This window comes from Nocardia sp. NPDC101769 (assembly GCF_044766925.1).
GTDB lineage: Bacteria > Actinomycetota > Actinomycetes > Mycobacteriales > Mycobacteriaceae > Nocardia.
The window spans coordinates 106,963-133,472 of the sequence record NZ_JBIWMX010000020.1 but is presented as its reverse complement, the minus strand read 5'-3'; the positions used below and the strand labels follow the sequence as shown (position 1 = coordinate 133,472).

At 69.5% G+C, this 26,510-nt stretch carries 21 protein-coding genes; 13 read left to right on the top strand and 8 right to left on the bottom strand.

Translation table 11 applies throughout. The annotated features are described in order from the left end of the window. On the bottom strand, positions 1–414 hold the full coding sequence (locus tag ACIRRA_RS28140) for a PPOX class F420-dependent oxidoreductase (protein ID WP_402774014.1): 414 nt from the start codon (positions 412–414) through the stop codon (positions 1–3). Positions 415–535: 121 nt separating this feature from the next. Next, positions 536–1,015: a gamma-glutamylcyclotransferase gene (locus ACIRRA_RS28135; RefSeq protein WP_356997244.1), complete on the bottom strand. Its 480-nt coding sequence runs from the start codon at positions 1,013–1,015 to the stop codon at positions 536–538. 303 nt (positions 1,016–1,318) lie between these two features. Here ACIRRA_RS28135 and ACIRRA_RS28130 point away from each other — a divergent pair, with 303 nt between their 5' ends. The 4 genes from ACIRRA_RS28130 to ACIRRA_RS28115 all read left to right on the top strand — a co-directional run bounded on the left by ACIRRA_RS28130 (position 1,319) and on the right by ACIRRA_RS28115 (position 6,741). Then, complete coding sequence (locus ACIRRA_RS28130) at positions 1,319–2,722, top strand: NAD(P)H-quinone dehydrogenase (RefSeq protein ID WP_356997246.1); 1,404 nt, start codon at positions 1,319–1,321, stop codon at positions 2,720–2,722. A gap of 198 nt (positions 2,723–2,920) precedes the next feature. Further along, positions 2,921–4,114 (top strand): hypothetical protein, encoded by a 1,194-nt coding sequence (locus ACIRRA_RS28125; RefSeq protein ID WP_402774010.1) that lies wholly within the window; start codon positions 2,921–2,923, stop codon positions 4,112–4,114. Positions 4,115–4,215: 101 nt separating this feature from the next. Then, complete coding sequence (locus ACIRRA_RS28120; RefSeq protein WP_402774007.1) at positions 4,216–5,406, top strand: hypothetical protein; 1,191 nt, start codon at positions 4,216–4,218, stop codon at positions 5,404–5,406. A 153-nt stretch (positions 5,407–5,559) separates the two neighbouring features. Further along, positions 5,560–6,741 carry a PLP-dependent aminotransferase family protein gene (locus ACIRRA_RS28115; protein WP_402774004.1) on the top strand — a complete coding sequence of 394 codons (1,182 nt, stop codon included), beginning with the start codon at positions 5,560–5,562 and terminating at the stop codon, positions 6,739–6,741. Between the two features lie 78 nt (positions 6,742–6,819). Here ACIRRA_RS28115 and glpK read toward each other — a convergent pair whose 3' ends face one another. Beyond that, complete coding sequence (gene glpK, locus ACIRRA_RS28110; RefSeq protein ID WP_402774001.1) at positions 6,820–8,316, bottom strand: glycerol kinase GlpK; 1,497 nt, start codon at positions 8,314–8,316, stop codon at positions 6,820–6,822. 82 nt (positions 8,317–8,398) lie between these two features. On the opposite strand from glpK, the gene glpD reads away from it, so the two are divergent. Further along, a complete protein-coding gene (glpD, locus tag ACIRRA_RS28105) occupies positions 8,399–10,135 on the top strand; it encodes a glycerol-3-phosphate dehydrogenase (protein ID WP_402773998.1) in 1,737 nt (578 codons plus the stop codon). Here the strand turns inward: glpD and ACIRRA_RS28100 are convergent. From ACIRRA_RS28100 to ACIRRA_RS28090, 3 genes are all read right to left on the bottom strand, one after another. Next, entirely contained in the window at positions 10,117–10,260 is a 144-nt protein-coding gene (locus ACIRRA_RS28100) for a hypothetical protein (RefSeq protein ID WP_402773995.1), read from the bottom strand. The two genes, glpD and ACIRRA_RS28100, sit on opposite strands and share 19 nt — an antisense overlap. Before the next feature lie 179 nt (positions 10,261–10,439). Next, positions 10,440–11,207 carry a DNA-formamidopyrimidine glycosylase family protein gene (locus tag ACIRRA_RS28095; protein ID WP_402773992.1) on the bottom strand — a complete coding sequence of 256 codons (768 nt, stop codon included), beginning with the start codon at positions 11,205–11,207 and terminating at the stop codon, positions 10,440–10,442. Positions 11,208–11,213: 6 nt separating this feature from the next. Then, complete coding sequence (locus ACIRRA_RS28090) at positions 11,214–16,079, bottom strand: ATP-dependent helicase (protein WP_402773989.1); 4,866 nt, start codon at positions 16,077–16,079, stop codon at positions 11,214–11,216. A 141-nt stretch (positions 16,080–16,220) separates the two neighbouring features. Between ACIRRA_RS28090 and ACIRRA_RS28085 the strand changes: the two genes are divergently transcribed. Continuing rightward, positions 16,221–16,766: a histidine phosphatase family protein gene (locus ACIRRA_RS28085; RefSeq protein ID WP_402773986.1), complete on the top strand. Its 546-nt coding sequence runs from the start codon at positions 16,221–16,223 to the stop codon at positions 16,764–16,766. A gap of 4 nt (positions 16,767–16,770) precedes the next feature. Here the strand turns inward: ACIRRA_RS28085 and ACIRRA_RS28080 are convergent, their stop codons facing one another. Further along, complete coding sequence (locus tag ACIRRA_RS28080; RefSeq protein WP_402773983.1) at positions 16,771–17,379, bottom strand: TetR/AcrR family transcriptional regulator; 609 nt, start codon at positions 17,377–17,379, stop codon at positions 16,771–16,773. Positions 17,380–17,448: 69 nt separating this feature from the next. Between ACIRRA_RS28080 and ACIRRA_RS28075 the strand changes: the two genes are divergently transcribed. Both ACIRRA_RS28075 and ACIRRA_RS28070 read left to right on the top strand, forming a co-directional pair. Next, positions 17,449–18,408: a patatin-like phospholipase family protein gene (locus ACIRRA_RS28075; RefSeq protein ID WP_402773980.1), complete on the top strand. Its 960-nt coding sequence runs from the start codon at positions 17,449–17,451 to the stop codon at positions 18,406–18,408. After that, positions 18,405–19,250 (top strand): SDR family oxidoreductase, encoded by an 846-nt coding sequence (locus ACIRRA_RS28070; RefSeq protein ID WP_402773978.1) that lies wholly within the window; start codon positions 18,405–18,407, stop codon positions 19,248–19,250. Before ACIRRA_RS28075 ends, ACIRRA_RS28070 begins: the two co-directional genes overlap by 4 nt. A 7-nt stretch (positions 19,251–19,257) precedes the next feature. On the opposite strand, the gene ACIRRA_RS28065 is transcribed toward ACIRRA_RS28070, so the two are convergent. Beyond that, on the bottom strand, positions 19,258–20,787 hold the full coding sequence (locus tag ACIRRA_RS28065; RefSeq protein ID WP_402773975.1) for an aldehyde dehydrogenase family protein: 1,530 nt from the start codon (positions 20,785–20,787) through the stop codon (positions 19,258–19,260). Positions 20,788–20,845: 58 nt separating this feature from the next. On the opposite strand from ACIRRA_RS28065, the gene ACIRRA_RS28060 reads away from it, so the two are divergent. From ACIRRA_RS28060 to ACIRRA_RS28040, 5 genes are all read left to right on the top strand, one after another. Continuing rightward, positions 20,846–21,298 carry an Lrp/AsnC family transcriptional regulator gene (locus ACIRRA_RS28060; RefSeq protein WP_402773972.1) on the top strand — a complete coding sequence of 151 codons (453 nt, stop codon included), beginning with the start codon at positions 20,846–20,848 and terminating at the stop codon, positions 21,296–21,298. Between the two features lie 101 nt (positions 21,299–21,399). Further along, positions 21,400–22,740, top strand: a complete 1,341-nt coding sequence (lat, locus tag ACIRRA_RS28055; RefSeq protein ID WP_402773969.1) for an L-lysine 6-transaminase — start codon at positions 21,400–21,402, stop codon at positions 22,738–22,740. A 165-nt stretch (positions 22,741–22,905) separates the two neighbouring features. Then, entirely contained in the window at positions 22,906–24,093 is a 1,188-nt protein-coding gene (locus ACIRRA_RS28050; RefSeq protein ID WP_402773966.1) for a beta-propeller fold lactonase family protein, read from the top strand. Positions 24,094–24,339: 246 nt separating this feature from the next. Then, positions 24,340–25,977, top strand: a complete 1,638-nt coding sequence (locus ACIRRA_RS28045; RefSeq protein WP_402773963.1) for an acyl-CoA carboxylase subunit beta — start codon at positions 24,340–24,342, stop codon at positions 25,975–25,977. 212 nt (positions 25,978–26,189) lie between these two features. Beyond that, positions 26,190–26,507, top strand: a complete 318-nt coding sequence (locus ACIRRA_RS28040; protein ID WP_402774135.1) for an acyl-CoA carboxylase epsilon subunit — start codon at positions 26,190–26,192, stop codon at positions 26,505–26,507. Positions 26,508–26,510 lie beyond the last annotated feature (3 nt).

Sequence of the window (26,510 nt, the reverse complement as noted above, 5' to 3'; positions counted from 1 at the left end):
CTACTTCACCTTGTTGGCGATGTCGCCCCAGGTGTGCCAGCGGTCGATCTCGATCCAGGCGGAGACGCGCTTCTGGTCGCGGACTGCGTAGTCGCTGCCGATGTAGTGCTGGGCGATGCGGTCGATGACCGAGGAGTCGGGGTCGTTCTCGAGGGAGACGATGCGGCCCTGGATGCTGACGTGGCTGTACCAATTGTCACCCTCGAGAACGGTGAGGCTGATGCGGGGATCCTCGCGCAGGTAGTCCAGGCGCTTGCGGAAGTCGGCCAGGTTCACCAGGATTCGGCCGTTCTCGTACAGATACCAGGTGGCGACCGAAACCGGCTGGCCGTCCGGGCGATTCGAGGCGAAGATCGCCGGGTTGGGGCGGGACAGGAATTCGGCGATCGGGGCGGGCACAGGGGTGGCGGGCATCGGCTGCTCTCTCTCGACGGTTCGACGATCGTTTCCGGTTCCGGTAACAGCGGCGCCGCGCCGAATCTTCCGGCCCCGGCCCCGCTGGTCCGTCCGTACCGCGTCCGATGCGCCGCGCGTCCTACGGCCCGAAGGTGCCGGGGCCGACGTTCTTGCTGTTGCGGGTGCGTAGCGCGTGCGTGTAATCGTTTGGCGCACCGGCCTTCTCGGCGGCGTCGGCGATAACGCCCAGGTAGCGCGCTGAGGGCAGCCCGCCCTCGTAGGCGTCCAGGACGTAGAGCCAGGCCAGCACCGGCTCGCTGCCGGTGCCCGCGTTCGGGGTGACGCGCAGGCGGATCTTCTTGTGGATGCCGAAGTCCGACCCCTCCCAGCGGTCGAGACTCAGCTCGTCCTCGCCGGGAACGTCGTAGAGCACCACGAAGACCCGTTGCCCGGCCTCTTCGACCACCGTCGCCAGCGGTCCCTCCCAGCCGATGTCGTCCCCGGCGAAGGTGAGTCGCCACCCCTCCAGCCAGCCGGTTCCGTACACCGGGGAGTGCGGACAGCGCTTGAGCATCTGCTCGGGATCCATGTTGGACCCATAGGCGGCGTAAATCGGCACCAGGAAAGCCTATCGAACAAATCCGGAAGACCATCCCCGATCCCGATCACAAGGCGGTTCGCGGGGGCCCGATCGATTGCCGCGGAGTCGCCGGAGGACCCGTCCGCCCCGCTCGATGCCGGTTCTGCCTGGGGTGACAGCGAGTTCGCGGGCCCGGCCGTCATGACACGCCGCCTCCCCGAATGGAATGCGCCACAGTGCGAAAATTGTCCGGAGACGCGGTTAAAGCTGTAGGTAGCTGCGGGGATAACGTTAGAGACCGGCACCGGAGATCCCGGGCGCCGACCTGAAAGCGGAGGAACAATGACCCGCATTGCGATCATCGGTGGCGGCCCCGCCGGATATGAAGCGGCGCTGGTGGCGGCACAGCACGGGGCGCCGGTCACGCTGATCGACAGTGACGGCATCGGCGGTGCGTGCGTGCTGTGGGATTGCGTGCCGTCCAAGACCTTCATCGCCTCCACCGGCGTGCGTACCGATCTGCGCCGCGCCCGTGACCTGGGCATCACCGTGCATCCCTCGCAGGCGCAGGTGCGTCTGGCGGAGGTGAACTCCCGCGTGAAGGCGCTCGCGCAGGCCCAGTCCTCCGATATCCGCGTCAAGCTGCAGACCGCCGGCGTGACCGTGCTGTCCGGTTACGGCGAACTCATCGACCAGGCCCCGGGTCTGGCTACGCACCTGGTCAAGGCCACCCTCGCCGACGGCCAGGAGCGGGTTATCGAGGCCGAGGTGGTGCTCATCGCCACCGGTGCCAGCCCGCGCGTGCTGCCCGGCGCGGAACCGGACGGCGAGCGAATCCTGAACTGGCGTCAGCTCTACGACCTCAAGGAGCTGCCCGAGACCCTGGTGGTCGTCGGTTCCGGTGTGACCGGCGCCGAATTCGTCTCCGCCTATACCGAGATGGGCGTGCAGGTGAAACTCGTCTCGAGTCGCGACCGCGTTCTGCCCGGCGAGGATGCCGACGCCGCCCTGGTGCTGGAGGATGCGCTGGCCGAGCGCGGCGTGGAGCTGGTCAAGCACGCCCGCGCCGACGCGGTGGAGCGCACCGCCGAGGGTGTCGTGGTGAAGCTGTCCGACGGCCGCAATATCAGCGGCACCCACGCGCTCATGACCGTCGGTTCCATTCCGAACACCAACGGTCTGGGCCTGGAACGGCTCGGGATCGAGCTGGACAAGGGCGGATACCTGCGGGTGGATCGGGTTTCGCGGACCACCGCGCCCGGCGTCTACGCGGCCGGCGACTGCACCGGCCTGCTGCCGCTGGCCTCGGTGGCCGCCATGCAGGGCCGCATCGCGATGTACCACGCGCTGGGTGAGGGCGTGCAGCCGATTCGCCTGAAGACCGTTGCCTCCGCGGTGTTCACGCGCCCGGAGATCGCGACCGTGGGCGTCTCGCAGACCGCCATCGACAATGGCGAGGTCCCGGCCCGCACGGTCATGCTGCCCCTGAACACCAACCCGCGCGCCAAGATGTCGGGCCTGCGACGGGGTTTCGTGAAGATCTTCTGCCGCCCCGCCACCGGCGTGGTGATCGGTGGTGTCGTCGTGGCCCCTATCGCCTCCGAGCTGATCCTGCCGATCGCGCTGGCCGTGCAGAACAACCTCACGGTGAACGATCTGGCGCAGACGTTTTCGGTGTATCCGTCGCTCACCGGATCGGTCACCGAGGCCGCGCGTCAGCTCATGCGGCACGACGATCTGGACTAGCCGCAACATGTTTCGGACCCCTTTGTTACCGGCCCGTCTTGCTGCCTTGTCTCCCTTGTGATTAAGTTCGCGGCGGAAGCGATCGGCAGGGCGGTCGCGAGTGTTACGTAACGGGGGGTTCTCAATTCCCCTCCGATGCGAGGCTCATCGATGCCCGGAGCGATCGTGCCGCCGAGGGACGAAGGAATTGAGCGAAACGTGAAGCACCGCAAGCCGAGTCGGATCAAGGCGAGCACCTCCCTGACGCTGGCCGGTGCGGCCGCGGTGGTGTCGCTGCTGTCCGCGCCCGCCAATGCCGCCCCCGCCGACCCGGGTGCGGTCCCGGCGGATCAGCAGCAGCCCGACGGCACCCAGCCGCCCACCGAGTCGCCGGCCCCGGACACGAAGGCACAGGTCGTGCCCGCGCCCAAGCCGGAGAACGTGCAGCCGGGCACCACCAAGCCGCAGCAGAGCCAGCCGGGCGTCACCACCCCGACCACGCCGAACACCCCGGCGCCGGACAACGGTGCGGCCAAGCCGGATTCGGGCCAGCCGCAGGGCGCCACCCAGCCGGACGGCACCACCCCGAAGCCGGACGCTAACGCGCCCAAGAGCGATCCGAACGTGCAGCCCGCCGGCACCGACCCGCAGCCCGCGCAGCCCAAGTCGGTGCGGCCCTCGCAGCCGGGCGTGACCGTGCCGCGCGTGGCGCCGCTGCCGGTGCCGGGTCAGTCGACCCAGGCCCAGCCTGCGGTGACCACCCCGCAGCCGAACCTGCCCGCTCAGCCGGGCCAGCAGACCCAGCCGGGTCAGCAGGGCGCCCAGCCGGTGAAGCCGAACGACCAGAACGCGCAGCCGGCCGTCACCACCCCGAACCAGGACCCGGCCGTGGACACCATGACCGGCCAGCCGACCGTCACCCCGCAGCAGCAGCCGCACTGGCAGTCGCCCGCGGTGGATACCGCCCCGGCCGCGCCGGTGGTCGAGATGACCGGCCCGCACACCGAGCTCGGCGTCAACCTCGACGGCGGCGCGGTGCTGCCGGGCTGGGCCGCCAACACCCACCACTTCAGCAACCTGGACGGTTACGTCGGCACCATCGGCTACACCACGCCGGGCGGCATCGGTGAGGCCGGCATGTCGCTGGACTTCACCACGGTCAACCAGATCAAGGTGACCGCGTTCGCCGGCAATGGTCCCGACAACGACCAGAAGATGGAGTTCGTGCTGGACACGGCCGCGGCAAATGCGGCAAAGGCCGATGCCGAGAACTTCGTCCGCCTGCTTCCGGGCGGCGCTACCATCCTGGAGGCCGCGGCCCAGATTGGTAGGCTCCCCGAGGGCGACCGGCCGTCGCAATCGGTCGACGTCGCCGGGGTGACCGCGCAGGTGGGCGGTTCGGTTCAGTACTGACAGGTCCGTCAGGGACCGGATACGGTGCCGGCGGGAGCAGTGTTGTCGCGTGGGGCGGTCGGGAGCGACCGCCCCACGTGTCTGTGGCGAAAGGACGGCTGATGGCTTCGGGCAAGGACGAATCCGCCGACCGCCAGGTATCCGAGGGCGGGCAGCCGGAATCGGCCGGGCAGCCGGATTCCGGGTTCGGGCCCTCGCTCAATGACTTCGGGCCGTCTCTCAACGATTTCGGCCCCTCGCTGAACGACTTCGGTCCCGCGCCCACCGCCGACGCCCCGGGCTGGAGTCCCGCGCCCGCTCCGCAGATTCCCGATCTGGCCTGGCGGCCCGCGGGCGCGCCGCCGCAGTTTCGCGCGCCCGACACATGGCAGCCGGTCACCGGTCAGTACCCGCCCGTCACCGGCATGTCCACGGGCCAGTATCCGGCCGTGGACGGCGCCGGGCCGCCCGCGAGTACGGCCGATGTCGAACAGACCGTGAGAATCCCGCCTGGCGGGTCGCAATCGGCCGCCGCGGACGCGGCGGCGACGCCCCGCGGCGCTGATCCGGCGGCCGCCGAACGAAATTCGGCGGGCGGCGACGAGACCGTCGAGCCGGACGGGCCCGTGGATTCCTGGTGGCGCTCCACGCCCAGCGGCTTTCCGCCGGTGCCGCCGCCGGAATCCGCTGCGGCCCAAGGGGAGTCGCTGTCCTGGGCAGACGATCCGATCGCCAAGGCGCTGGCGCCGAAAACCCCTGTGCCGGAGCGTAAGCCGGAGTCCGAGGGCTCGCCCTGGCGCCGGATCGGCCTGATCGCGGGCGCGGCGGTGCTGGTGCTGGCGGTGGCCGGCGCCGCGATCTTCGCGGTCACCCGCGGCAAGGACGACACGGCGGCGGGCGGGGCCACCACCACCGGAGGGACCGCGCCCACCGCGACCGACGCCGCACTGAGCTGCCCGGCCAAGCAGGACGGCAAGCTGACCATCGGCAACGGCGCGGGCGGCACCGGCAGCAGCGTCGACGCGATCCTCGGCTTCGAGCACGCCTTCTACGTGGACCGCAACGGCGCCAAGGCGCGCACGTTCGTGGTGCCCGAGGCGACGACGGTCCAGCCGGCCGATGTCATCCAGCACAAGGGCATCGATTTACTCAAACCGGGCACCACCTACTGCCTGAAGATCGTCGAGGTCGCCCCGGAGTCCTACGACGTGGACATCACCGAGCATCACGCGGACGGCACCACCGATGTCTACTCGGAGCACATCATGACCACGGTGCGTGACGGCAAACACCTGATCATGTCGATCGAGTAGCCGGACCTGGGCGTCTTGCGGAAGCCGGGGCCGGTCCACCGCCTCCGAAGTGGACCTATCGTCCCATGATTTGGGAATGGGATTTCATATCCTGGTAGCCGTGTGACATGGTGGAATTTCGCATACCCCGGCATTGCCTTCGGAGGTGTTTTCATGTCCGCGACCTTCCCGCCCCTCGCGCGGCGTCTCGACGGCCTGCAGAGCTCGGCGATTCGTGACCTGCTCAAGCTCACCTCGCGCGCGGACATCATCAGCTTGGCCGGAGGTTTGCCGGACGCCGAACTCATGCCCCGCGACCGCATCGCGGTAGCCGCCGACGCGGCACTGTCCGACCGCTCCAGGCTCCAGTACACCGAGTCCCCGGGCTGGGGCCCGCTGCGCGAGGTGCTGGCCGCCCGCGAGTCCGGCCGGCTGGGCCGCGCGGTCCCGGTCGAGGAGATCTTCGTGACCCACGGCTCGCAGCAGGCACTGTCGCTGCTGTCGGAGGTGCTGCTGGATCCGGGCGCGCTGGTCGTGGTGGAAGATCCCGCGTATGTCGGTGCGCTGCAGGTCTTCCGGGCCGCCGGGGCGCGTATCGTGGCCGTGCCCCTGGACTCCGAGGGCATGCGCGTGGACGCCCTGCGTGAGCTGCTGGCGGCGGGGGAGCGCCCGGCCGTGGTCCACACGGTCAGCAACTTCCACAATCCGGGCGGGGTCACGCTGAGCCCCGAGCGCCGCTGTGAGCTCGCGGATCTGGCCGAGCGGTACGGCTTCTGGATCATCGAGGACGACCCGTACGGCGAGCTCTGGTTCGACCGGCCCTCGCCCGCGCCGGTGGCAACCTACTCGCCCAACGTGATCCGCCTCTCCAGCGCCTCCAAGATCCTGGCCCCCACCCTGCGCGCGGGCTGGATGATCGCCCCCGCCCCGGTGTGCCGCGCCGTCGAGCTGCTCAAGCAGGGTGCAGACCTGTGCGGTTCGGCGCTGACCCAGCAGATCACCGCGGACCTGCTCGCCGACACCGAATGGCTTGCCGCCCATGTGGATTCGGTCCGCGAGGTCTACGGCACCCGAGCCAAGGCCCTGGTCGACGCCGTGCGCGGTCGCTTCGGCGACCGCGTCTCCAGCACCGACGCCGCGGGCGGCATGTTCGTGTGGGTCGACTTCACCGACGGCACCGATACCACCGCCCTGCTGTCCCGGGCACTCGATGCGGGCGTCGCCTACGTCCCCGGCAATGCCTTCGCCGTCTCCACCGATTACACCCACTCGATGCGGCTGTGCTTCACCACCTCCGATGAGGCGACTCTCGCGGAAGCCGTCGACCGGCTGGCCAAGGCGCACGCGTCCGCGTAGCTCCGAATGCCCGTGCGTAGGTCCGAACAGTGAAAAGCCCGGCGCGACAACCGCGCCGGGCTTTTCCGCGCCCGGGTCTCACACCCAGTTGTAGGTGCGTTCCACCGCCTTGTTCCACTCGCCCATGAGGTGGTCACGGTCGGCGGCCGGCATGGCCGGGGTCCAGCGTTTGTCCTCGGCCCAGTTGGCGCGGATGTCGTCGGTGGAGGACCAGTAGTCCACCGCGAGACCGGCCGCATAGGCGGCGCCCAGGGCGGTGGTCTCGGTGACGACCGGCCGGACCACGGTGGCGTCGAGGATGTCGGACTGGAACTGCATGAGCAGTTCGTTGACCACCATGCCGCCGTCGACCTTGAGGGTGACCTTCTCGACATCCAGGCGCTGCGCGCCGGCGTCGGCGCGCATGGCGTCGATGACCTCACGGGTCTGGAAAGCGGTGGCCTCCAGCACGGCTCGGGCCAGGTGACCCTTGGTGACGAAGCGCGTCAGGCCAGCCACCACGCCGCGCGCATCGGGCCGCCAGCGCGGGGCGAACAGACCGGAGAAGGCGGGAACCACGTACGCGCCGCCATTGTCGGCGACCGTGCGGGCCAGCGGTTCGATCTCCTCGGCGGCGGAGATGATGCCCAGATTGTCGCGCAGCCACTGCACCAGCGAGCCGGTGACCGCGATGGAGCCCTCCAGCGCGTAGACCGCGGGCTGATCGCCGAGCCGATAGCAGACGGTGGTGAGCAGCCCGTGCTCGCTGAAGACCGGGGTGGTGCCGGTGTTCATGAGCATGAAATTGCCGGTGCCGTAGGTGTTCTTGGTGTCGCCGGGGGACAGGCAGGCCTGTCCGAAGGTGGCGGCCTGCTGGTCGCCGAGAATGCCGGCCACCGGGACGCCGGCCAGGGCGCCGGTGGTGATGGGCGCGTAAACCTCGGAGCTGCTGCGGATTTCGGGCAGCACGGCCATGGGCACGCCGAACTCGGCGCAGATCTGCGGATCCCATTGCAGCGTACGCAGATCCATCAGCATGGTGCGCGAGGCATTGGTGACATCGGTGATGTGCAGGCCGGTCAGGTTCCACAGGATCCAGCTGTCCATGGTGCCGAAGCACAGTTCCCCGGACTCGGCGCGCGGCCGCGCGCCCGGCACGGTGTCGAGGATCCAGCGTAGTTTCGGCCCGGCGAAATAGGTGGACAGCGGCAGGCCGGTGCGGTCGGCGTAGCGGTTCGGGCCCTGGTCACCGGCGAGTTCCGCGGTGAGGTCGGCGGTGCGGGTGTCCTGCCAGACGATGGCGTTGTGGATGGGCTTGCCGGTGGCGCGGTCCCAGACCACGGTGGTCTCACGCTGATTGGTGACACCGGCGGCCGCCACCTCCGCGGGGCCGATGCCGCAGCTCTGCAATGCCTCGGCGATCACCGATTCGGTGTTGCGCCAGATGGATTCGGGATCGTGTTCGACCCATCCGGGTCGCGGGAAGATCTGTTCGTGTTCCCGCTGAGCGACTCCGGCGATTCGGCCATGATGATCGAAGACGATGCACCGACTCGACGTCGTGCCCTGATCGATGGCGGCCACATAGCGACGCATTGATCGAGGCTAACCGACCGGACCTACTACTGTGGGCTACGGTAGCGCTGGGTAGCTGAAAATTAGCCCGGAGGAGTCTCGCATGACGAATCAACCGCGATCGCAGTTCCTCGGCCCCGAGCAGCGCGAGGCTGCCTGGGGGCGGCTCGGCAAGGACACCTTCGATGTCATCGTCATCGGCGGCGGCGTGGTCGGCGCCGGGATCGCGCTGGACGCCGCCACCCGGGGCCTGGAGGTTGCGCTGGTCGAGGCCCGTGACCTGGCCTCCGGTACCTCCAGCCGCTCCTCCAAGATGTTCCACGGCGGTCTGCGCTACCTGGAGATGATGGAATTCGGGCTGGTCCGTGAGGCTCTCAAGGAGCGCGAGCTGGCGTTGTCCACGTTGGCGCCGCACCTGGTGAAGCCGCTGAAATTCCTCTACCCGCTCACGCACCTCGGCTGGGAGCGTCCCTACGTGACCGCGGGCCTGGTGCTCTACGACACCATGGGTGGCGCGAAATCCGTTCCCGGACAGCACCATCTGACCCGCTCCGCCGCGCTGCGGCAGGCCCCCGGCCTGAAGCGCGACGCCCTCACCGGCGGGGTGAACTACTACGACACCGTCGTCGACGACGCCCGCCACACCATGACCGTGGCCCGCACCGCCGCCCACTACGGCGCGGTCATCCGCACCTCCACGCAGGTGGTCGGCTTCCTCAAGGAGGCAGATCGGGTGGTCGGCATCAAGGTGCGCGACACCGAGGACGGCCGCACCACCGAGGTGCGCGGCAATGTCGTCATCAATGCCACCGGTGTGTGGACCGACGAACTCCAGGCGCTCGCCCAGCAACGCGGCCGATTCCATGTGCGCGCGTCCAAGGGCGTGCACATCGTGGTGCCGCGCGACCGCATCGCCAGCGATACCTCGCTCATCCTGCGCACCGAGAAGTCCGTGCTCTTCGTCATCGCCTGGAACACCGACCACTGGATCATCGGCACCACCGACACCGACTGGAACCTCGACCTCGCGCACCCGGCCGCCACCAAATCGGATATCGGCTACCTGCTCGGACACGTCAACAAGGTGCTGGTCACCCCGCTCACCCAGGCCGATATCACCGGCGTCTACGCGGGCCTGCGGCCGCTGCTGGCGGGGGAGAGCGACCAGACCTCCAAGCTCTCCCGGGAACACGCGGTGGCCCGCATCGCCCCCGGCCTGGTCGCCATTGCCGGCGGCAAGTACACCACCTACCGGGTCATGGCCTACGACGCGGTCGACGAAGCGGCACAGTATATTCCGCAGCGGGTGCCGCCCACCATCACCGAGAAGGTGCCGCTGCTGGGCGCGGACGGCTACCACGCGCTGATGAACCAGACCCCGCACCTGGCCGAGAAGTACGGCGTCCACCCGTACCGGATCCAGCACCTGCTCAACCGCTACGGCTCCCTCATCGGCGAGGTGCTCGGCCTCGCCGACGGCAAACCCGATCTGCTGCAACCGATCACGGACTCACCCGGTTACCTGCGGGTGGAGGCCGTCTACGCGGCCGCCGCCGAGGCCGCCCTGCACCTGGACGACATCATGGCCCGCCGCACCCGCATCTCCATCGAATACGCCCATCGCGGTGTCGATTCCGCCGACGAGGTGGCGCGGCTGGTGGCCCCGGTGCTGGGCTGGTCGGAGGCCGATATCGAGCGGGAGGTGGCGGTCTACACTGCCCGGGTCCGGGCCGAGGTCGAATCCCAGACCCAGCCCGACGACGCCTCCGCCGACGCGCTGCGCCTGGAGGCCCCGGATGCACGCCGGAAAGTGCTGGACGCTCAGCGCACCAACCTGTAGTTGAACTTCGTGATGCTCAGTGCGCGCATGAGCCGGACACTCAGTGGCACGGTGCCGCGCGCGGTGCTGATATCGCCGAGGTCGATGATGGCGCGCCAGCCGAACTCGCGCAGCAGGCCGGTCATGGCCTCCTCGGCCGCGCCACGATTGCGACTTTCATGCCCGCAACCCCGGGCCCGGAAACCGGGCCCGGAAACCGGGCCCGGGAACCGGGCCCGGGAACCGGGCCCGGGAACGCATTTCGACATCGACGAGTTGTGCCTGTCGCGTGAAATATCGGGCCACGGCCTGCCGCCGACTGTGGTCAGCGGTGGGGCGGCTGGCAGCGCGGGCAGAAGTAGACGCCGCGTTCGGCGCGGGTGGCGTTCGCGTCGTCGCTGAGCAGGTGGACGACCAGGGCCGTGCCGCAGCGGGGGCAGGGGCGGTGCTGGCGGCCGTATGCCTGTGCGCGCCAAGGTGGTTCGTGGGCGGCTTTGACCAGGACACGCTGGGCCTGGTCGACCAACGCAGGCAGGTCGTCGATCTCGCCGACCGGGGTGGCGGGATGGACGCGGCGGAGGAAACAGACTTCGCTGCGGTAGATATTGCCGATTCCAGCGAGGTTGGTCTGATCGAGCAGGGCCAGGCCGATGGGGCGGCCGGGGTCGCCGGACAGGCGGCGGACCGCCTCCGCGGGATCCCAGTCCGGGTCCAGCAGATCGGGGCCGAGATGGTCGATCGCGGTGTGTTCGTCGGGACGGCGGAGGACTTCGACCAGGCCGAGGGAGAAGCCGACGGCTTCGGCGTCCGCGGTGGCCAGGACCAGGCGCGCGGTGAATCCCGGTCTGGTCCACCGTTGTCCGGGCGCATAGACCCGCCACTCGCCTTCCATCTCGAGATGGGTGTGGATGCTCAGGTCCGGGGTGCGGACGAAGAGATGCTTGCCGTAGGTACCGACGCTCTCGATCTCCCGGCCCGTCAGGTCGAGGGTCGCGTATCTGGGCACCCGGAAGTCGCTGCGGGTCAGCACCTTGCCCGCCAAGGCCTTTCGGAGCCGGTTGGCGGTGAGAAAGACCGCGTCGCCCTCAGGCATGCGCGCTCACGGGCGGCTCCGTAGCCGGAAGCCCTTCGGGGTCGTCGCGAAGCCGGCCTCGGCGAGGAAGCCGGCGAAGGTGTTGCCGTGTACCGATTCCCCGTTCACCCGGTCGATGACCAGGGAGTCCACCCGGCGGTCGTGGACCAGGGCGGCCAGGGCGGTGGCCGCCGCGGTGCGCACCGCCGGGTCCTCGGTGAAGGTGAGCAGGGTCTTCCCCCCGCGCTCCAGATACAGCGCGAGTTCGCCGTCGACCAGGACCACCAGCGCACCCGCCTTGCGGCCGGGGCGGTGTCCCGCGCCCTCGGCCGCCGCCTTGGGCCAGGGCAGCGCCGCACCGTACGGATTCGCCGGATCGCAGGCCGCCAGGGCGACCGCGATGCCGACCGGCTCGGGCGAGAAGCCGTCGCCCGCCGCGCGAGTGCGATCGGTGTCGAAGGAACGCAGGCGGTCCACCACGTCGGTGGTCGAGAACTGTGCGCCGCCCAGCGAATCCACGAAGTATCCGCGGCGACAGCGGCCGCGATCCTCGAACTCGGTGAGCACCCGGTACATGAGCGCGAACCCGCCCGGCACGCCTTCGCTCTGCACCGAGCCGCGGGTCAGCACGCCGTACCGCTCCAGCAGCACGTCGGCGGTGGCGTGGGCGCGAATCGTGGTGTCGGCCACTCGTTCCGGCAGCAGCGACCAGCGGCCCGACACCTGTGGCGAGGCGGTGCGGGCGGGCATTCCGGTGCGCGGCAGGTACATTCGCCCGCGCGGGGCCCGGCGCGGCGTCCGGTGCGCGGTGGTGGTGCGGGTGGTGCCGGTCAGTAGGGCGCGCACGGGCGCGAAGGTGTCGCCGCCGATATGCCCGGCCCACACCAGATCCCACAGTGCGGCCGTCACGGTGGCCTCGTCGTCGGAACCGGCGCTGTCCACCAGCTGCCGGAAGAAGTACGCGCCTCCGGTGCTGCCCGCGACCACCTGGTATTCGCCCTTCGGCAGTGTGGTGCCGACCGGCTCCTCGCCCTCCGCCCCCGTGACCCGCGCGGCCGCATCGACGGTGCCGCCGATCACGGTGGCCCCCAGGGCCGTCAGCAGCCCGATGTGTCGCTCGGTGAGATCGATGTCATCGGGCGGCGGTAGCGTCAGTCCCGCCTGCTCGGCCGGGTGCAGGGCGATCCAGCCGTCCTTGGCGGTGATCGAGCCGTGCCCGGACCAGATCACCTCGCCGGTGGCCATGAGCTCGTCCAGCATGGCGGGGGAGTAGTCGCGTACCCGCTGCGGCAGGATCAGCGATTCCCACGCCGAGGCCGGAATCGGCACGCCCGCAAGCTGTTCCACTACCGCAGCGACACCGTCCACGCCGCGTAGCTCCCCGGAGCCGACATGCTGCCAGGACGGCAGGAAGCGGCCCAGCGCGGCGGTCGCCACCGGTTCCACCTCCTTGCGGGCGGCGGCCAGCGAGCGCCGGCGCAGGCGGCGCAGCACCTCGCTGTCACACCACTCCGCGCCCGCCGCGCCGGGCGTGAATTCGCCCTCCACCACCCGCTTCTCGAGCCCGAGGCGGTGCAGCGCGGTGGCCGCCACTGCCGGACCCAGCCCGAAACGATGCGCCGCCTGCGTCAGGGTGAACGGTCCGTGCGTGCGCGCGTAGCGGCCGATCAGATCGCCCAGCGGATCGGTGACCGGCTCGATGAAGGCCGCCGGGACCCCGATGGGCAGCGGCACGCCGAGGGCGTCCCGCAGCCGCGAGGCGTCCTCGATGGCCACCCACCATTGCGAACCCGCGAAGGAAACCTCCAGCGCCCGGCGCGATTTCACCAGCTCCGCGAACCACTCCCGGGGCTCGGCCACGCACCGTTCGGCCGCCTCCGTGGCCGTCAGCGGGCCCAGCAGCCGCAGCAGATCGGCCAACCCCTCCAGATCCCGCGCCTGCCGCTCGGGCGTGAGCCGCTGCAATTCCCGCTCGGTCTGCTCCAGCACCCCGGCATCCAGCAGCTCCCGCAGCTCGACCCGGCCCAGCAGCTCCGCCAGCAGGCTGGAATCCAGCGACAGCGCCGCCGCCCGCCGCTCGGCCAGCGGGCTGTCGCCCTCGTACATGAACTGCCCGATGTAGTCGAACAGCAGGGAATTCGCGAACGGCGACGGCGCGGCCGTCTCCACCTCGACCAGCCGGATCTGCCGCCGTGCCACCCGGCCCAGCAGGTCCCGCAGCGAGGGCAGGTCGTAGACGTCCTGGAGGCACTCCCGCACGGTCTCCAGCAGGATCGGGAACTCGGGGAACTTGCGCGCCACGTCCAGCAGCTGCGCCGCCCGCTGCCGCTGCTGCCACAGCGGCGCGCGTTTGCCCGGATCCCGCCGCGGCAGCAACAGCGCCCGCGCGGCGCACTCCCGGAACCGCGAGGCGAAAAGCGCGGAGCCGCCGACCTGTTCGGTCACCAGATCGTCGATCTCGTCGGTCTCGAACACGAACAGCTCGGCCCCCGGCGGATCATCGGTGGTGTCCGGCAGACGCACCACGATCCCGTCGTCCGACGGGGTGGGCGCGGCATCCACCCCGAACCGCTCCCGCAGCCGGGCCGCGACCGCCAGCGCCCACGGCGCGTGCACAGGCAGCCCGTACGGCGAATGCAACACCACCCGCCAGTCGCCCAGCTCATCCCGGAACCGTTCCACCACCAGTGTCTTGTCGGTCGGCAGCTGCCCGGTCGCCTCCCGCTGCTCGGCGAGTAGCGCCACCAGATTGCCGGTCGCGTTCTCGTCCAGGCCCGCCGCGCGGGAGACCCGCTCGAGTTCGGATTCCGGCGTGGACTTGCGCCCGGCGGCCTTCGAGGCACGTGCTTTCGAAGCAGCGGCTTTCGGGGAGTCCGCCGCGGTGGCTTCGGGATCGTGACCCGCGGCGAATTCGGCCAGGGCCTGTGCCAATTCGGCGGGGGCCCGCCCCTTGGATTTCCCGGTCGCCTGCCGTCCGGCCGCCGGGGGCTCGGTCGTGGCTCGGCCGGACGCGCGGTGCTGTTCGACGGCCTGACCGGCGAGGCGCACGAATTCGCCCAGCGCCGCACCCAATTCGGCCGGGCGGCCCAGTGAATCGCCGTGCCAGAAGGGAAGCCGGCCGGGGAGCCCGAAGGCGGGTGTCACGAGCACTCGATCGAAGGTGATCTCCTCGATCCGCCAGCTCGTCGCACCCAGGGCGAAGACATCGCCCACCCGCGACTCGTAGACCATCTCCTCGTCGAGTTCGCCGACGCGGGAAGCCTTTTCACCGACCATGAAGACCGGGAACAGGCCGCGGTCCGGGATCGCCCCGCCCGAGGTCACCGCCAGCCGTTGCGCGCCGGGGCGGCCGGTGAGGGTGCCCGCGTCGCGATCCCAGACGATGCGCGGCCGGAGTTCGGCGAACTCGTCGGAGGGGTAGCGTCCCGCCAGCAGGTCCAGGACCGACTCGTAGGCCGAACGGGGCAGTGCCGCATAGCTTCCCGTGTCGCGGACGGTATCGAACCAGGCGTCGGCGTCGATCGGCTCCAGGGCGCAGGCCGCCACGGTCTGCTGGGCGAGGATGTCGAGCGGGTGGGCGGGGACCTGGAGTTGTTCGATCTGCCCGGCCGTCATGCGCAGGGACGCCACCGCGCAGTGGATGACATCGGTGCGGTGCTTGGGGAAGATCACGCCCCGCGAGATCTCACCCACCTGGTGCCCGGCCCGGCCCACCCGCTGCAACCCGGAGGCCACCGACGGCGGCGCCTCCACCTGCACCACCAACTCGACCGCACCCATGTCGATGCCGAGTTCGAGGCTGCTGGTGGCGACCACGCAGCGCAGCCGCCCACTCTTGAGGTCGTCTTCGATGAGCGCCCGCTGTTCCTTGCTCACCGACCCGTGATGGGCGCGCGCCAAAAGCGTCGACGCGCCGTGGATGACCTCCGTCGAGGCGCCCAGCTGCGCGGGCGGCGCGTGCTCGGTGTCCACCGCCTCGCCGATGCGCGCCGCGTACGCCTCGTTCAGGCGCGCCGTGAGCCGCTCCGACAGTCGCCGCGAATTCGCGAACACGATCGACGACCGGTGCTCGAGCACCAGATCCACAATGGCCTCGTCCACGTGCGGCCAGATCGAGCCTGGCTGATCCGAATCCTCCGCGCCCGCATCGGGTTCGGTCATGTCGGGCACCGGCACTCGCACCGACAGGTCGAAGGTCTTGGGCGCGGGCGGCGCGACAATGGTGATGGGCGCGCTCCCGACCAGGAACCGCGCCACCTCCTCCGCCGGCCGCACCGTCGCCGACAGCCCGATCCGCTGGGCGGGCGATTCGAAGCCCGGGGCGGCGGAGCGGAGCAGGTCCAGTCGCGCCAGTGAAAGCGCCAGGTGCGCACCGCGTTTCGAGCCCGCGATGGCGTGCACCTCGTCCACGATCACCGTGTGCACCCCGCTCAGCGTTTCCCGCGCCGCCGAGGTCAGCATGAGGAACAGCGATTCCGGCGTGGTGATCAGAATGTCCGGCGGCGTGCGCTGCATGGTGCGCCGATCCGCGGCGCTGGTGTCACCGGAGCGCACCCCCACGCGAATCTCCGGTGCTGCCACACCCAAACGCTTGGCCGTCTGCGTGATCCCGACCAGCGGCGCCCGCAGATTCCGTTCCACATCCACGGCCAGGGCCTTGAGCGGAGAGATATAGAGCACCGACGTCTTGCGCGGCCCCACGGCCGGTTCCCGGGTGGCCAGCTGGTCGATGGCCCACAGGAACGCCGACAGCGTCTTGCCCGACCCGGTGGGCGCGATGACCAGCGTGTGCTGCCCCGCCGCGATCGACTCCCACGCCCCCAGTTGCGCGGCCGTCGGTGCGGGGAACGCACCGTCGAACCACTCTCTGGTAGCGGGTGAGAACCGATGCATTGCCCCAGTCTGCACCCGCGCACCGACAGACCCGGCCACCGTGTCCGATTCCGGTCGAGGTCGGGGCACCCGTGGCCGCTGCGGGAGCGAAGGGCGAGCAATCGTGATGCGCCCTCCGATGCCACGCGTAGGCTTCGGACCGTGCAGAAGGTGCTCCGACTCGACCTGGTCAGTCACGGTATGACCGAGGCGATGCGCAGAGCACGATTCCCGGTCGACGAACCCCTGACGGAGGCGGGCCGCCGCGCGGTGTCCGCCTGCGGCCGCCTGAACGCCACCCGGGTGATCACCGCCCCCGAGCGCCGCACCATCGAAACCGCCACCCTCATGGGACTCACGGGCGACGAGGACGATCGACTACGCGATCTCGACGCCGGGGCCTGGCGCGGCGGCGAACTCATGTCCGTGCCCAAGGAAGACCTCTATCTCTGGCTCACCGACCCGGGCTTCCGCGGTCACGGCGGCGAGGCGGTGGTCGACGTCATCGAGCGCACCGGCGAATGGCTCGCCGATATCGCCCTCGACGGCGAACCCACCGTCGCCGTCACACACCCCGCGGTTATTCGCGCCGCGCTGCTGGTCAGCCTCGACGCCCCGGCAAAGTCCTTCTGGCGCATCGATGTTCCGCCCGTCAGCGTCATCCGGCTGCACTATCGGGGCGAATGGACGCTCCACTTCCGCTCGTGACCAACTAGCTCTGCGGAATGCGCTGCGCGGCGGCCAGCATGGCCCGCACGGCGTCGGTGATCAGGCGGGCCGAGATCCCGGGGTCCACGGCGCGTTGAATGCCAAGGCCCAGACCGAGACTCAGCAGCGTGGTCGCGGCGTCCTCGGCCGACATGGGCAGAGTCAGGTGCATGGAGTCGGCCAGCGCCTGCAGCTGAACCGCGACCGCGCCGCGCATCATGCTCAGGCTGGAGACCAGCGCGGCCTGCAGATCCGGGTCGTCGCGGGCCACGATGGCGAACTCGAATTCCAGCAGGGTCCAGCCGACATCACCGAGCGTGCGCTCGGCCCAGCCCTGGAAGCGTTCCATCCGCGCCTCCAGGTCGTCCTCGCCGGCGAGCAGGTCGCTCAGCTCGGTGAACTTGGTCTCGTGAATGAGCGCCAGCACCTCGAGGCAGAGCGCGGATTTGGTCCGGAAGTTCGAATAGACCGCGCCCTTGGAGTACCCGGCCTCCTCGGCGACCCGTTCCAGGCTGGTCTTGGCATACCCGTCCGTCAGGAACATCTCGCGCGCGGTGGCGAGCAGGTCCGCGCGGGTGCGCGCCTGGCTCTCGGTCCTGGTCAGTCGTGCCATGGCCACGATTCTATGTACTCCAGGATTTGGGATACCGACGGTATGTGAAAACTGCTAGTCTGCGAAACCATGAGTAACAGGAACGGGTCACAGCGACGTGGCCTGGCCATCGGGTGCGGCGGCACGGTCGGCATGGCCTGGATCGTCGCCGCGCTGGTCGCGGTGCAGGATGTGCTCGACTGGGACCCGCGCACCGCCGACGTCATGATCGGCACCTCGGCGGGAGCGGAGGCGCTGACCATGCTGGGCAGCGGCGTCGGGGTCGACGACCTGGTCGCCATGCAGCGCGGGACCTCGACGAACCCGATCCTGTCCGCCCATATGCGTTCGGAGCCAGGGCGATTCCCGCCGCTGCCGCGCCCGCGCCTGGGCGCGCCCGGCCGTGCGGTCCGGGAACTGCTGGCCCGTCCCGGAAACGGTCACGCTCTGCTCACCGCGGGCAGTGGGTTGCTGCCGCAGGGGGGCGGCGACCCCGCCTGGCTCCAGCGACTGGCCGAGCGCCTGAACCCCGGCCGGGACTGGGTCCAGCACCCGGCGACCTGGCTGGTGGCCATGGACAATGCCTCCGGCGAGCGGGTGGCCTTCGGCTCCCCGTCCGCACCGGCCGCGAATCTCGGTGCGGCCCTGCGCGCTTCGTGGGCGGTGCCCGGCTGGTTCCCGGCCGTCCCGATCGCGGGTCGCCGGTTCATCGACGGCGGCGCGGCCTCCACCGCGTCCGCCGACCTACTCGTCCCGGCCGGCCTCGACGAGGTCGTGGTGATCGCCCCCATGGCCTCGACCGGCCGCCTGCCGGTCACCGGCCCCGGCCACTTCCTGGAGCGCCAGCTGCGAAACCGTATGAGCGAGAAGCTCGATGCCGAGATCGCCCTGCTGCGCGCCAGTGGCGTACGGGTGCTGCGCATCGACGCCACGGCCGGGGATCTCGCGGTCATGGGGCCCAACTTCATGGACGGCCGCCGCCGTCTCGACACCTTCGAACACAGCCTGGGCAGTACCCGCCGCCAGATCGAGCAGGGAGAGTTCAGATGAGCATCTTCGGAAACGGCTATCCCGCCATCGAATTGACCGGCGCCCGGGTCCTGATCACGGGCGCGGGCCGTGGCATCGGCCAGTGCACCGCCGAGCTCTTCGCGAGCAAGGGCGCGCGGGTCGCCATCGCCGATGTGGACACCGCCGCCGCGCAGGCGGCCGCGACCGTCCTGGACGCCGCGGCGTTCGAGCTCGACGTGCGCGACCGGACCCGGTGGGACAAGATCGTCGCCGACTTCGGTCCGGTCGACATCCTGGTCAACAATGCGGGCGTGATGCCTGCGGGCGCCTTCCTCGACGAACCGGACGCGGTGGGTCACACCACCATGGACGTCAATGTCTGGGGCCTCATCCACGGCATGCGCGCCGTCGTCCCCGGCATGATCGAGCGCGGCCGCGGCCACGTGGTGAACGTCGCCTCGCTGGCCGGCAAGATCCCGATTCCGGGCCTGGCCGTCTACAACGCCAGCAAGTTCGCGGCCGTGGGCCTGTCGGCCGCCACGCGTCTGGAGTTCGCGCCGCACGGCATCAGCGTCAGCTGCGTCATGCCTTCCGCCGTGCGCACCCGCCTGTCCTCGGGCCTGGCGCTGGGCGGGGGCATGCCGACCGTCGACCCGGAGGACGTGGCCGAGGCCGTGCTCGGCACCGTGCGCACCCGTCGCGCCGAGGTCGCCGTCCCGAACTACCTGGGCCCCATCGACGTCGCGCTGGCCGCCGCGCCCGAGCCCGCGGTCCGCCTGGTGCGCAGGCTCTTCAACGGCGACCGGGCGCTGCACCCGGCCGATGAGCGGGTGCGCGCCCGATACGAGGAACAGGTGCGCGCCATCGCCACCGACGAGTAGTCGATGGTCACTCGAACCGAATGCCCTGCGCCAGCGGCAATTCGGCAGAGTAGTTGACGGTGTTGGTGGCCCGGCGCATGTACGCCTTCCAGGAGTCGGACCCGGACTCCCGGCCACCGCCCGTCTGCTTCTCGCCGCCGAACGCGCCGCCGATCTCGGCCCCCGAGGTGCCGATATTGACATTGGCGATACCGCAGTCCGACCCGTCGGCGGCCAGGAACCGTTCCGCCTCGCGCTGGTCCCGGGTGAAGATCGACGACGAAAGTCCCTGCGGCACGCCGTTGTGCAGCTCGATGGCGGTATCCAGGCGATGGTAGGTGAGCACGTACAGGATCGGCGCGAAGGTCTCCTCCCGGACCACCTCGGTCTGCGCGGGCATGCGCACCAGGGCCGGCCTGACGTAGCAGGCGTTCTCGCCCGGCCCCTCGATACGCTCACCACCGCAGATCAATTCACCGCCGTCGGCCAGCGCGCGTTCCAGCGCCGCCCGCATTGCGTCGTAGGCCCGCTCGGTGATGAGCGGCCCGACGAGAACGCCCTCCTCGAGCGGGTTACCCACGCGCAGTTGGCGATACGCCGCCGAAATCCGATCCAGCAGCGGCCCGGCCACATCCGCGTGCACGATCAGCCGCCGCAGCGTCGTGCACCGCTGGCCCGCGGTGCCCGCCGCCGCGAAAACGATTCCCCGCGTGGCCAGGTCGAGATCCGCCGAGGGCGTGACGATCGCCGCGTTGTTGCCGCCCAGCTCCAGCAGACAGCGACCGAACCGCGCCGCCACCCGCGGCGCGACCTGCTGCCCCATCCGCACCGACCCCGTCGCGCTCACCAGCGCCACCCGCGGATCGTCCACGAGCTGCTCGCCGATCGCCGCCGGGCCCTGGATCAGCTGGTGCACTTCGGGATCCGCGCCCACCTCCCGCGCCGCCCGGCGCAGCAGGGTGTGACAGGCCAGCGCGGTCAGCGGCGTCGCCTCCGACGGCTTCCACACCACGGTGTCCCCGCACACCAGCGCGACCGCGGTATTCCAGGCCCACACCGCGACCGGGAAGTTGAACGCCGAGATGACCCCGACCACCCCGAGCGGATGCCACGTCTCCATGAGCCGGTGCCCGGGCCGCTCCGACGGCATGGTCCGCCCGTACAGCTGCCGCGACAGCCCAATAGCGAACTCGCAGATATCGATCATCTCCTGGACCTCGCCGCGCGCCTCAGCGCCGATCTTGCCCGCCTCCACGGTGACCAGTTCGCCCAGCTCGTCCCGGTGCGCGGTGAGCAGCGCCGCCAGCCGCCGCACCACCGCGGCCCGCTGCGGCGCCGGTACCGTGCGCCAGCTCCGGAATGCGGTCTCGGCGCGGGCGATGGCGGCATCGACCGCGTCGGAATCGCTCGCGCGCAGGGTGATCAGCTCGTCGCCGGTGATCGGCGTCCGGGCCGAGAGTTCACCCGGCTCGGGCGTTTCGACACCGAGGCGTTGCAGCAACTTCTCCGTCTGCTCACGGAGCTCACGGGTCACCCCGTCTGACAGTGCGTGACTCATTACATGCTCCAGGTTGGGTTCCGGCACCGAGTTCGGTTCGCTGCGTTAGCCTTCGCTGATGGCGGATACACCGGCGAAACTTGTACTCGACGACATCGATCGACTGCTGGTCCGTGAGTTGATTGCCGATGGTCGCGCCACCCTGTCCAATCTGGCAGAGAAGGCCAACCTTTCGGTATCCGCGGTGCAGTCGCGGGTGCGGCGGCTCGAGGCGCGGGGCGTGATTCGCGGCTACACGGCGAATGTCGACCCCGAGGCGCTGGGCCAGATGTTGTCGGCTTTCGTCGCGATCACTCCTCTCGACCCGTCTCAACCTGATGACGCACCCGCACTGCTTCAGCACATTCCGGGTATCGAAGCGTGTCACTCGGTCGCCGGCGATGAGAGCTACATGCTGATGGTGCGGGTGGCCTCGCCCAGGCACTTGGAGCAGCTGCTGCAGGAGATCCGAGCGACGGCCAACGTCCGGACGAGAAGCACCATCATTTTGCAGACATTCTATGACAAGTAGGGTCGCGGCGGCCGCAGACATTCAGGTTTCGGGCCGGTCACGAGCGTAATTATTCCGGAACTTACAGACATTGCCGTAAAAGTTCACTTACGCTTGATGGTGTGACCCTCGAACTCGATCGGCTCGGGGCGGCCGCCGAAACCACCCTTGTCACCCCCGCCCGGGTGCATGAGATCCTCGCCGGGAGCATTCTCGCCGACGGCTTCGACCTGGTACTGGACCTGCGCAAGTCCCGCGGCCGCCGACTCGTGGACGCCCGCGACGGCACCGCGTACCTGGACATGTTCGGCTTCTTCGCGTCCTCGACGCTGGGTATGAACCATCCGGCCCTGCTGGATGACAAGCCCTTTCTGGCCGGCCTCAGCGCGGCCGCGCTCAACAAGCCCAGCAACTCCGACGTCTACACCGTCGAAATGGCGCGCTTCGTGGACACTTTCGTGCGCGTGCTCGGTGATCCGCGGCTGCCGCACCTGTTCTTCATCGACGGCGGCGGCCTCGCCGTCGAGAACGCCCTCAAGACCGCCTTCGACTGGAAGTCCCGGCACAACGAAATACACGGGCGCCCAGGCGAACTCGGCACCAAGGTGCTGCACCTGACCGGGGCGTTCCACGGCCGCACCGGTTACACGCTCTCGCTGACCAACACCGATCCGGTCAAGACCGCGCGTTTCCCCAAGTTCGACTGGCCCCGCATCGACACCCCGTATGTCGGACCCGATCATCCCGACATCGAGGCCGCCGAACGGCACGCGCTCGACCAGGCGCGTCGTGCCTTCGCCGAAAACCCGTACGACATAGCATGTTTCATTGCCGAGCCGATTCAGGGGGAGGGCGGCGACCGGCATCTGCGCCCGGAGTTCCTGCGTGCGATGCAGCAGCTGTGCCACGAGCACGACGCGCTGTTCATTCTCGACGAGGTGCAGACCGGCGTCGGCATGACCGGCAGCATGTGGGCCTATCAGCAGTTCGGCCTCGAACCGGATGTCGTGGCCTTCGGCAAGAAGACTCAGGTCTGCGGCATCATGGCGGGCGGCCGGGTGGACGAGGTGCCCGACAATGTCTTCCACGTCAGCTCGCGCCTGAACTCCACCTGGGGCGGCAATCTGGTCGACATGGTCCGGGCCCGGCGGGTTTTCGAGGTGATGGAGCACGAGGATCTGGTGGGCCGTTCCCGGGAGCTGGGCCCGTACCTGCTCGCCCGGCTGACCGAATTGCCCACCGCCCATGCGGAAGTCACCGATCCACGCGGCCGCGGCCTGATGTGCGCCATCACCCTGGCGACTCCGGAGCTGCGCAACGAGGTGGTGGACCGGCTGCGCGAGCAGGAGCACGTCCTGATTCTGGGTACCGGCGAGCGCGGTATTCGTTTCCGGCCGCCGCTGACGGTAACCGAGGCGGAGCTGGACGAGGCCGTGGACGCGCTCGATCGCGTATTGGGTTGAGCCGCAACCCGACCGGTCGGGTCCGAGTTGCCCGCGTTTGCTGAATAGTCGCTTTTGCCCGAACAGCGTGGCGCGGTGCGACACCCCGTGATTGCGCCGCGAACCCCCATGTCGCCGCCTACCATTCGATGATATGTCAGCTCACCGCAATGCCACCCTGGCACGGTGCACCCTGTGATCGCGCGCCGTGCACGTCTGGGTCTGATCATCTCCGCCGTAATGCTGGCTGGTTGCTCGAACGGTTGGTCTGGCACCGCGCCGCGCCCTTCCGCACCCCCGGCCACCCCGCCCGGTACGGCGGCGGCGCCGGACCTGTTGCCCGGCATGCCGCCGCCGCTCTCGCCCACCGACGTCTACGCGGCCACTCGCGAACTCAGTCCCGCCGTGGCCGACCAGCCCACCCGCGTCTACGTCCCCAACAGCGAATCCGACACCATCACCGTCATCGATCCGGACAGCTTCCAGGTCATCGACACCTTTCCGTCCGGTGGCCGCGAACCCCAGCACGTCGTCCCCGCCTACGACATGCAGATGCTCTACGCCAACAACGATCTCCCGATCGGCAGCGGCAGCCTGCTGCCCATCGACCCCCGCACCGGGAAGGCGGGCGACCCCATCCCGGTCCGCGATCCGTACAACATGTACTTCACCCCGGACGGCAAGTACGCCCTCGTCGTCGCCGAGGCCGACCGCTCCCTGGACTTCTACGACCCGCACAGCTGGGCGAAGCTGCACGACATCGCGGTCCCCGACTGCGCGGGCGTCAACCACATGGACTTCACCGCCGACGGCCGCACCGCCCTGGTCAGCTGCGAATTCAGCGGGCGCCTGGCCGTGGTCGACATCGCGGGCCTGCGCCTGCTGCGCATGATCGACCTGCCCGGCGGCCGCTCCGGCATGCCGCAGGACGTCAAGCTCGCACCCGACGGCCGCACCTTCTGCGTGGCCGACATGATGGCCGACGGCATCTACGTCTTCGACGCCAAGACCTTCGACAACACCGGCTTCATCGCAACCGGCGCGGGCGCCCACGGTCTCTACGTCACCCGCGACTCCAAACAGATGCTCATCACCAACCGCAAGGAGGGCAGCATCTCGGTCCTGGACTTCGCGACCGGGCAGCTGGCGAGCAAGTGGCGGATCCCCGGCGGCGGCAGTCCGGATATGGGAAATCTCTCCGCCGACGGCCGCGTCTTCTGGGTCTCCGGCCGCAACAACAGCGAGGTCTACGCCATCGACATCGTCGAGTGGAAACTGCTCGCGCGCATCCCCGTCGGCCGCGGCGCGCACGGTCTCACCATCTGGCCCCAGCCGGGCAGATACTCGACCGGCCATACCGGCGTCATGCGTTGAGCCCCTCGGCTTTCCGAGGCGCGCGCGGGCCGGAATCCGGCCGGCCCGCGGTGTGTGGACCCGGCCAAAACCGGGCGGGGATGACTGGGAGAATCTACTATTGAACAGCGTTCGAGTCCCGCCGGTGCCGCGCCCGAATCGAGCCCTCTACCTGCGGCTTTCTACTGGCGGGTAGTCAATAACCGTACTCGCGAGTAGCCCTGTCTGGATTACGAAGGGGGTCTGGTACTGGTTACACTCCCCGTCATGACGAGTGTCCAGCAGCAGCCTTCGCCGGGGTCGGCGGGCGCCCCTGATATCCACACCACCGCCGGCAAGCTGGCTGACCTGCGCAATCGGCTGGAAGAGGCCAAACACCCGATGGGTGAGGCCGCGGTCGACAAGGTCCACGCCAAGGGCAAGATGACCGCGCGCGAGCGCATCCTCGCCCTGCTGGACGAAGGCTCGTTCGTCGAACTCGATGCCCTGGCCCGCCACCGCAGCGTGAACTTCGGACTGGAGAACCAGCGTCCGCTGGGCGACGGCGTGGTCACCGGCTACGGCACCATCGACGGCCGCGACGTCTGCATCTTCTCCCAGGACGTCACCGTCTTCGGTGGTTCCCTCGGTGAGGTCTACGGCGAGAAGATCGTCAAGGTCATGGACCTGGCGCTCAGGACCGGCCGCCCGCTGATCGGCATCAACGAGGGCGCCGGCGCGCGCATCCAGGAAGGCGTTGTCTCCCTGGGCCTCTACGGCGAGATCTTCCACCGCAACATCCAGGCCTCGGGTGTCATCCCGCAGATCTCGCTGATCATGGGCCCGGCCGCCGGCGGTCACGTCTACTCGCCCGCGCTGACCGACTTCGTGGTCATGGTCGACCAGACCTCTCAGATGTTCGTCACCGGTCCCGACGTCATCAAGACCGTCACCGGTGAAGAGGTCACCATGGAGGAGCTGGGCGGCGCCCACACCCACATGGTGAAGTCCGGTGTGGCGCACTACGTCGCCTCCGGCGAGCAGGACGCCCTGGACTACGTCCGCGATCTGCTGGGCTACCTGCCCAGCAACAACCGCGCCGAGGCCCCGCGCTTCCCGGCCACCGCCGCCGCGGGCGCCATCGAGGAGAACCTCACCGAGGCCGACCTCGAGCTGGACACCATCGTCCCGGACTCGCCGAACCAGCCCTACGACATGCACGAGGTCATCAAGCGCCTGGTGGACGACGAGGAGTTCCTCGAGGTCCAGGCCGAGCGCGCGATGAACGTGATCGTCGGCTTCGCCCGGATCGACGGCCGCAGTGTCGGTTTCGTCGCCAACCAGCCCTCCCAGTTCGCGGGCTGCCTCGACATCGACGCCTCGGAGAAGGCCGCGCGCTTCGTGCGCACCTGCGACGCCTTCAACGTCCCGATCATCACCCTGGTCGACGTGCCCGGCTTCCTGCCCGGCACCGGCCAGGAGTACAACGGCATCATCCGGCGCGGTGCCAAGCTGCTGTACGCCTACGGCGAGGCCACTGTGGGCAAGATCACAATCATCACCCGCAAGGCCTACGGCGGCGCATACGACGTCATGGGTTCCAAGCACATGGGCGCCGACGTGAACCTGGCGTGGCCGACCGCGCAGATCGCCGTCATGGGCGCCTCGGGCGCCGTCGGTTTCGTCTACCGCAAGCAGCTGCAGAACGCGGCCGCCGAGGGCAACGACGTCGACGCGCTGCGCCTGGAGCTGCAGAACGAGTACGAGGACACTCTGGTGAACCCGTACGTGGCGGCCGAGCGCGGCTACGTCGACGCGGTCATCCCGCCCTCGCACACCCGCGGCCAGATCGTGTCGGCGCTGCGGCTGCTGGAACGCAAGATGGTGTCCCTGCCGCCGAAGAAGCACGGCAACATTCCGCTCTGATAATGCGATACGCGCGGTGTGGGGCGCACACTGTCGAATAGGACAAAGGACTCGTACCGCGCACGATCGCCTCATCCGAGCGAAGATGTTCAGGAATGGCCCTCGCCGTCGAGGGTTGTATCGAATATTGTTTGCGGCCCCGACAATCACGGGCCGCGAACGCGCCGCACACCCTGCGGCGAACGGACAGGAGGACTGGCGCTGTGACGACCATGGCCGATGAAGAAGTACTGCGCGCCGCCGAACTGGATCTAGCAACCGTCGATGAACTGGCGGACGCCGTCGACACGGCCGTCACCGAGGTCGCACCGTCGAGCACCGACCCGGTCATCCGGGTCCTGAAGGGCAACCCGACCGACCTCGAGCTCGCCGCCCTGCTCGCCGTCTTCGCCGCCGCGTCCGCGAGCGCCGCGGCCGCACCGGCCGACACCGGCCCGGCCGACAACTGGGGTGTGCCGACCCTGTCGCACCGCGGCTCCTCGCCCTTCTCCCCCTACGCTTTTCCGGCGCTGTCGCATCTGCGCGGCTGACGG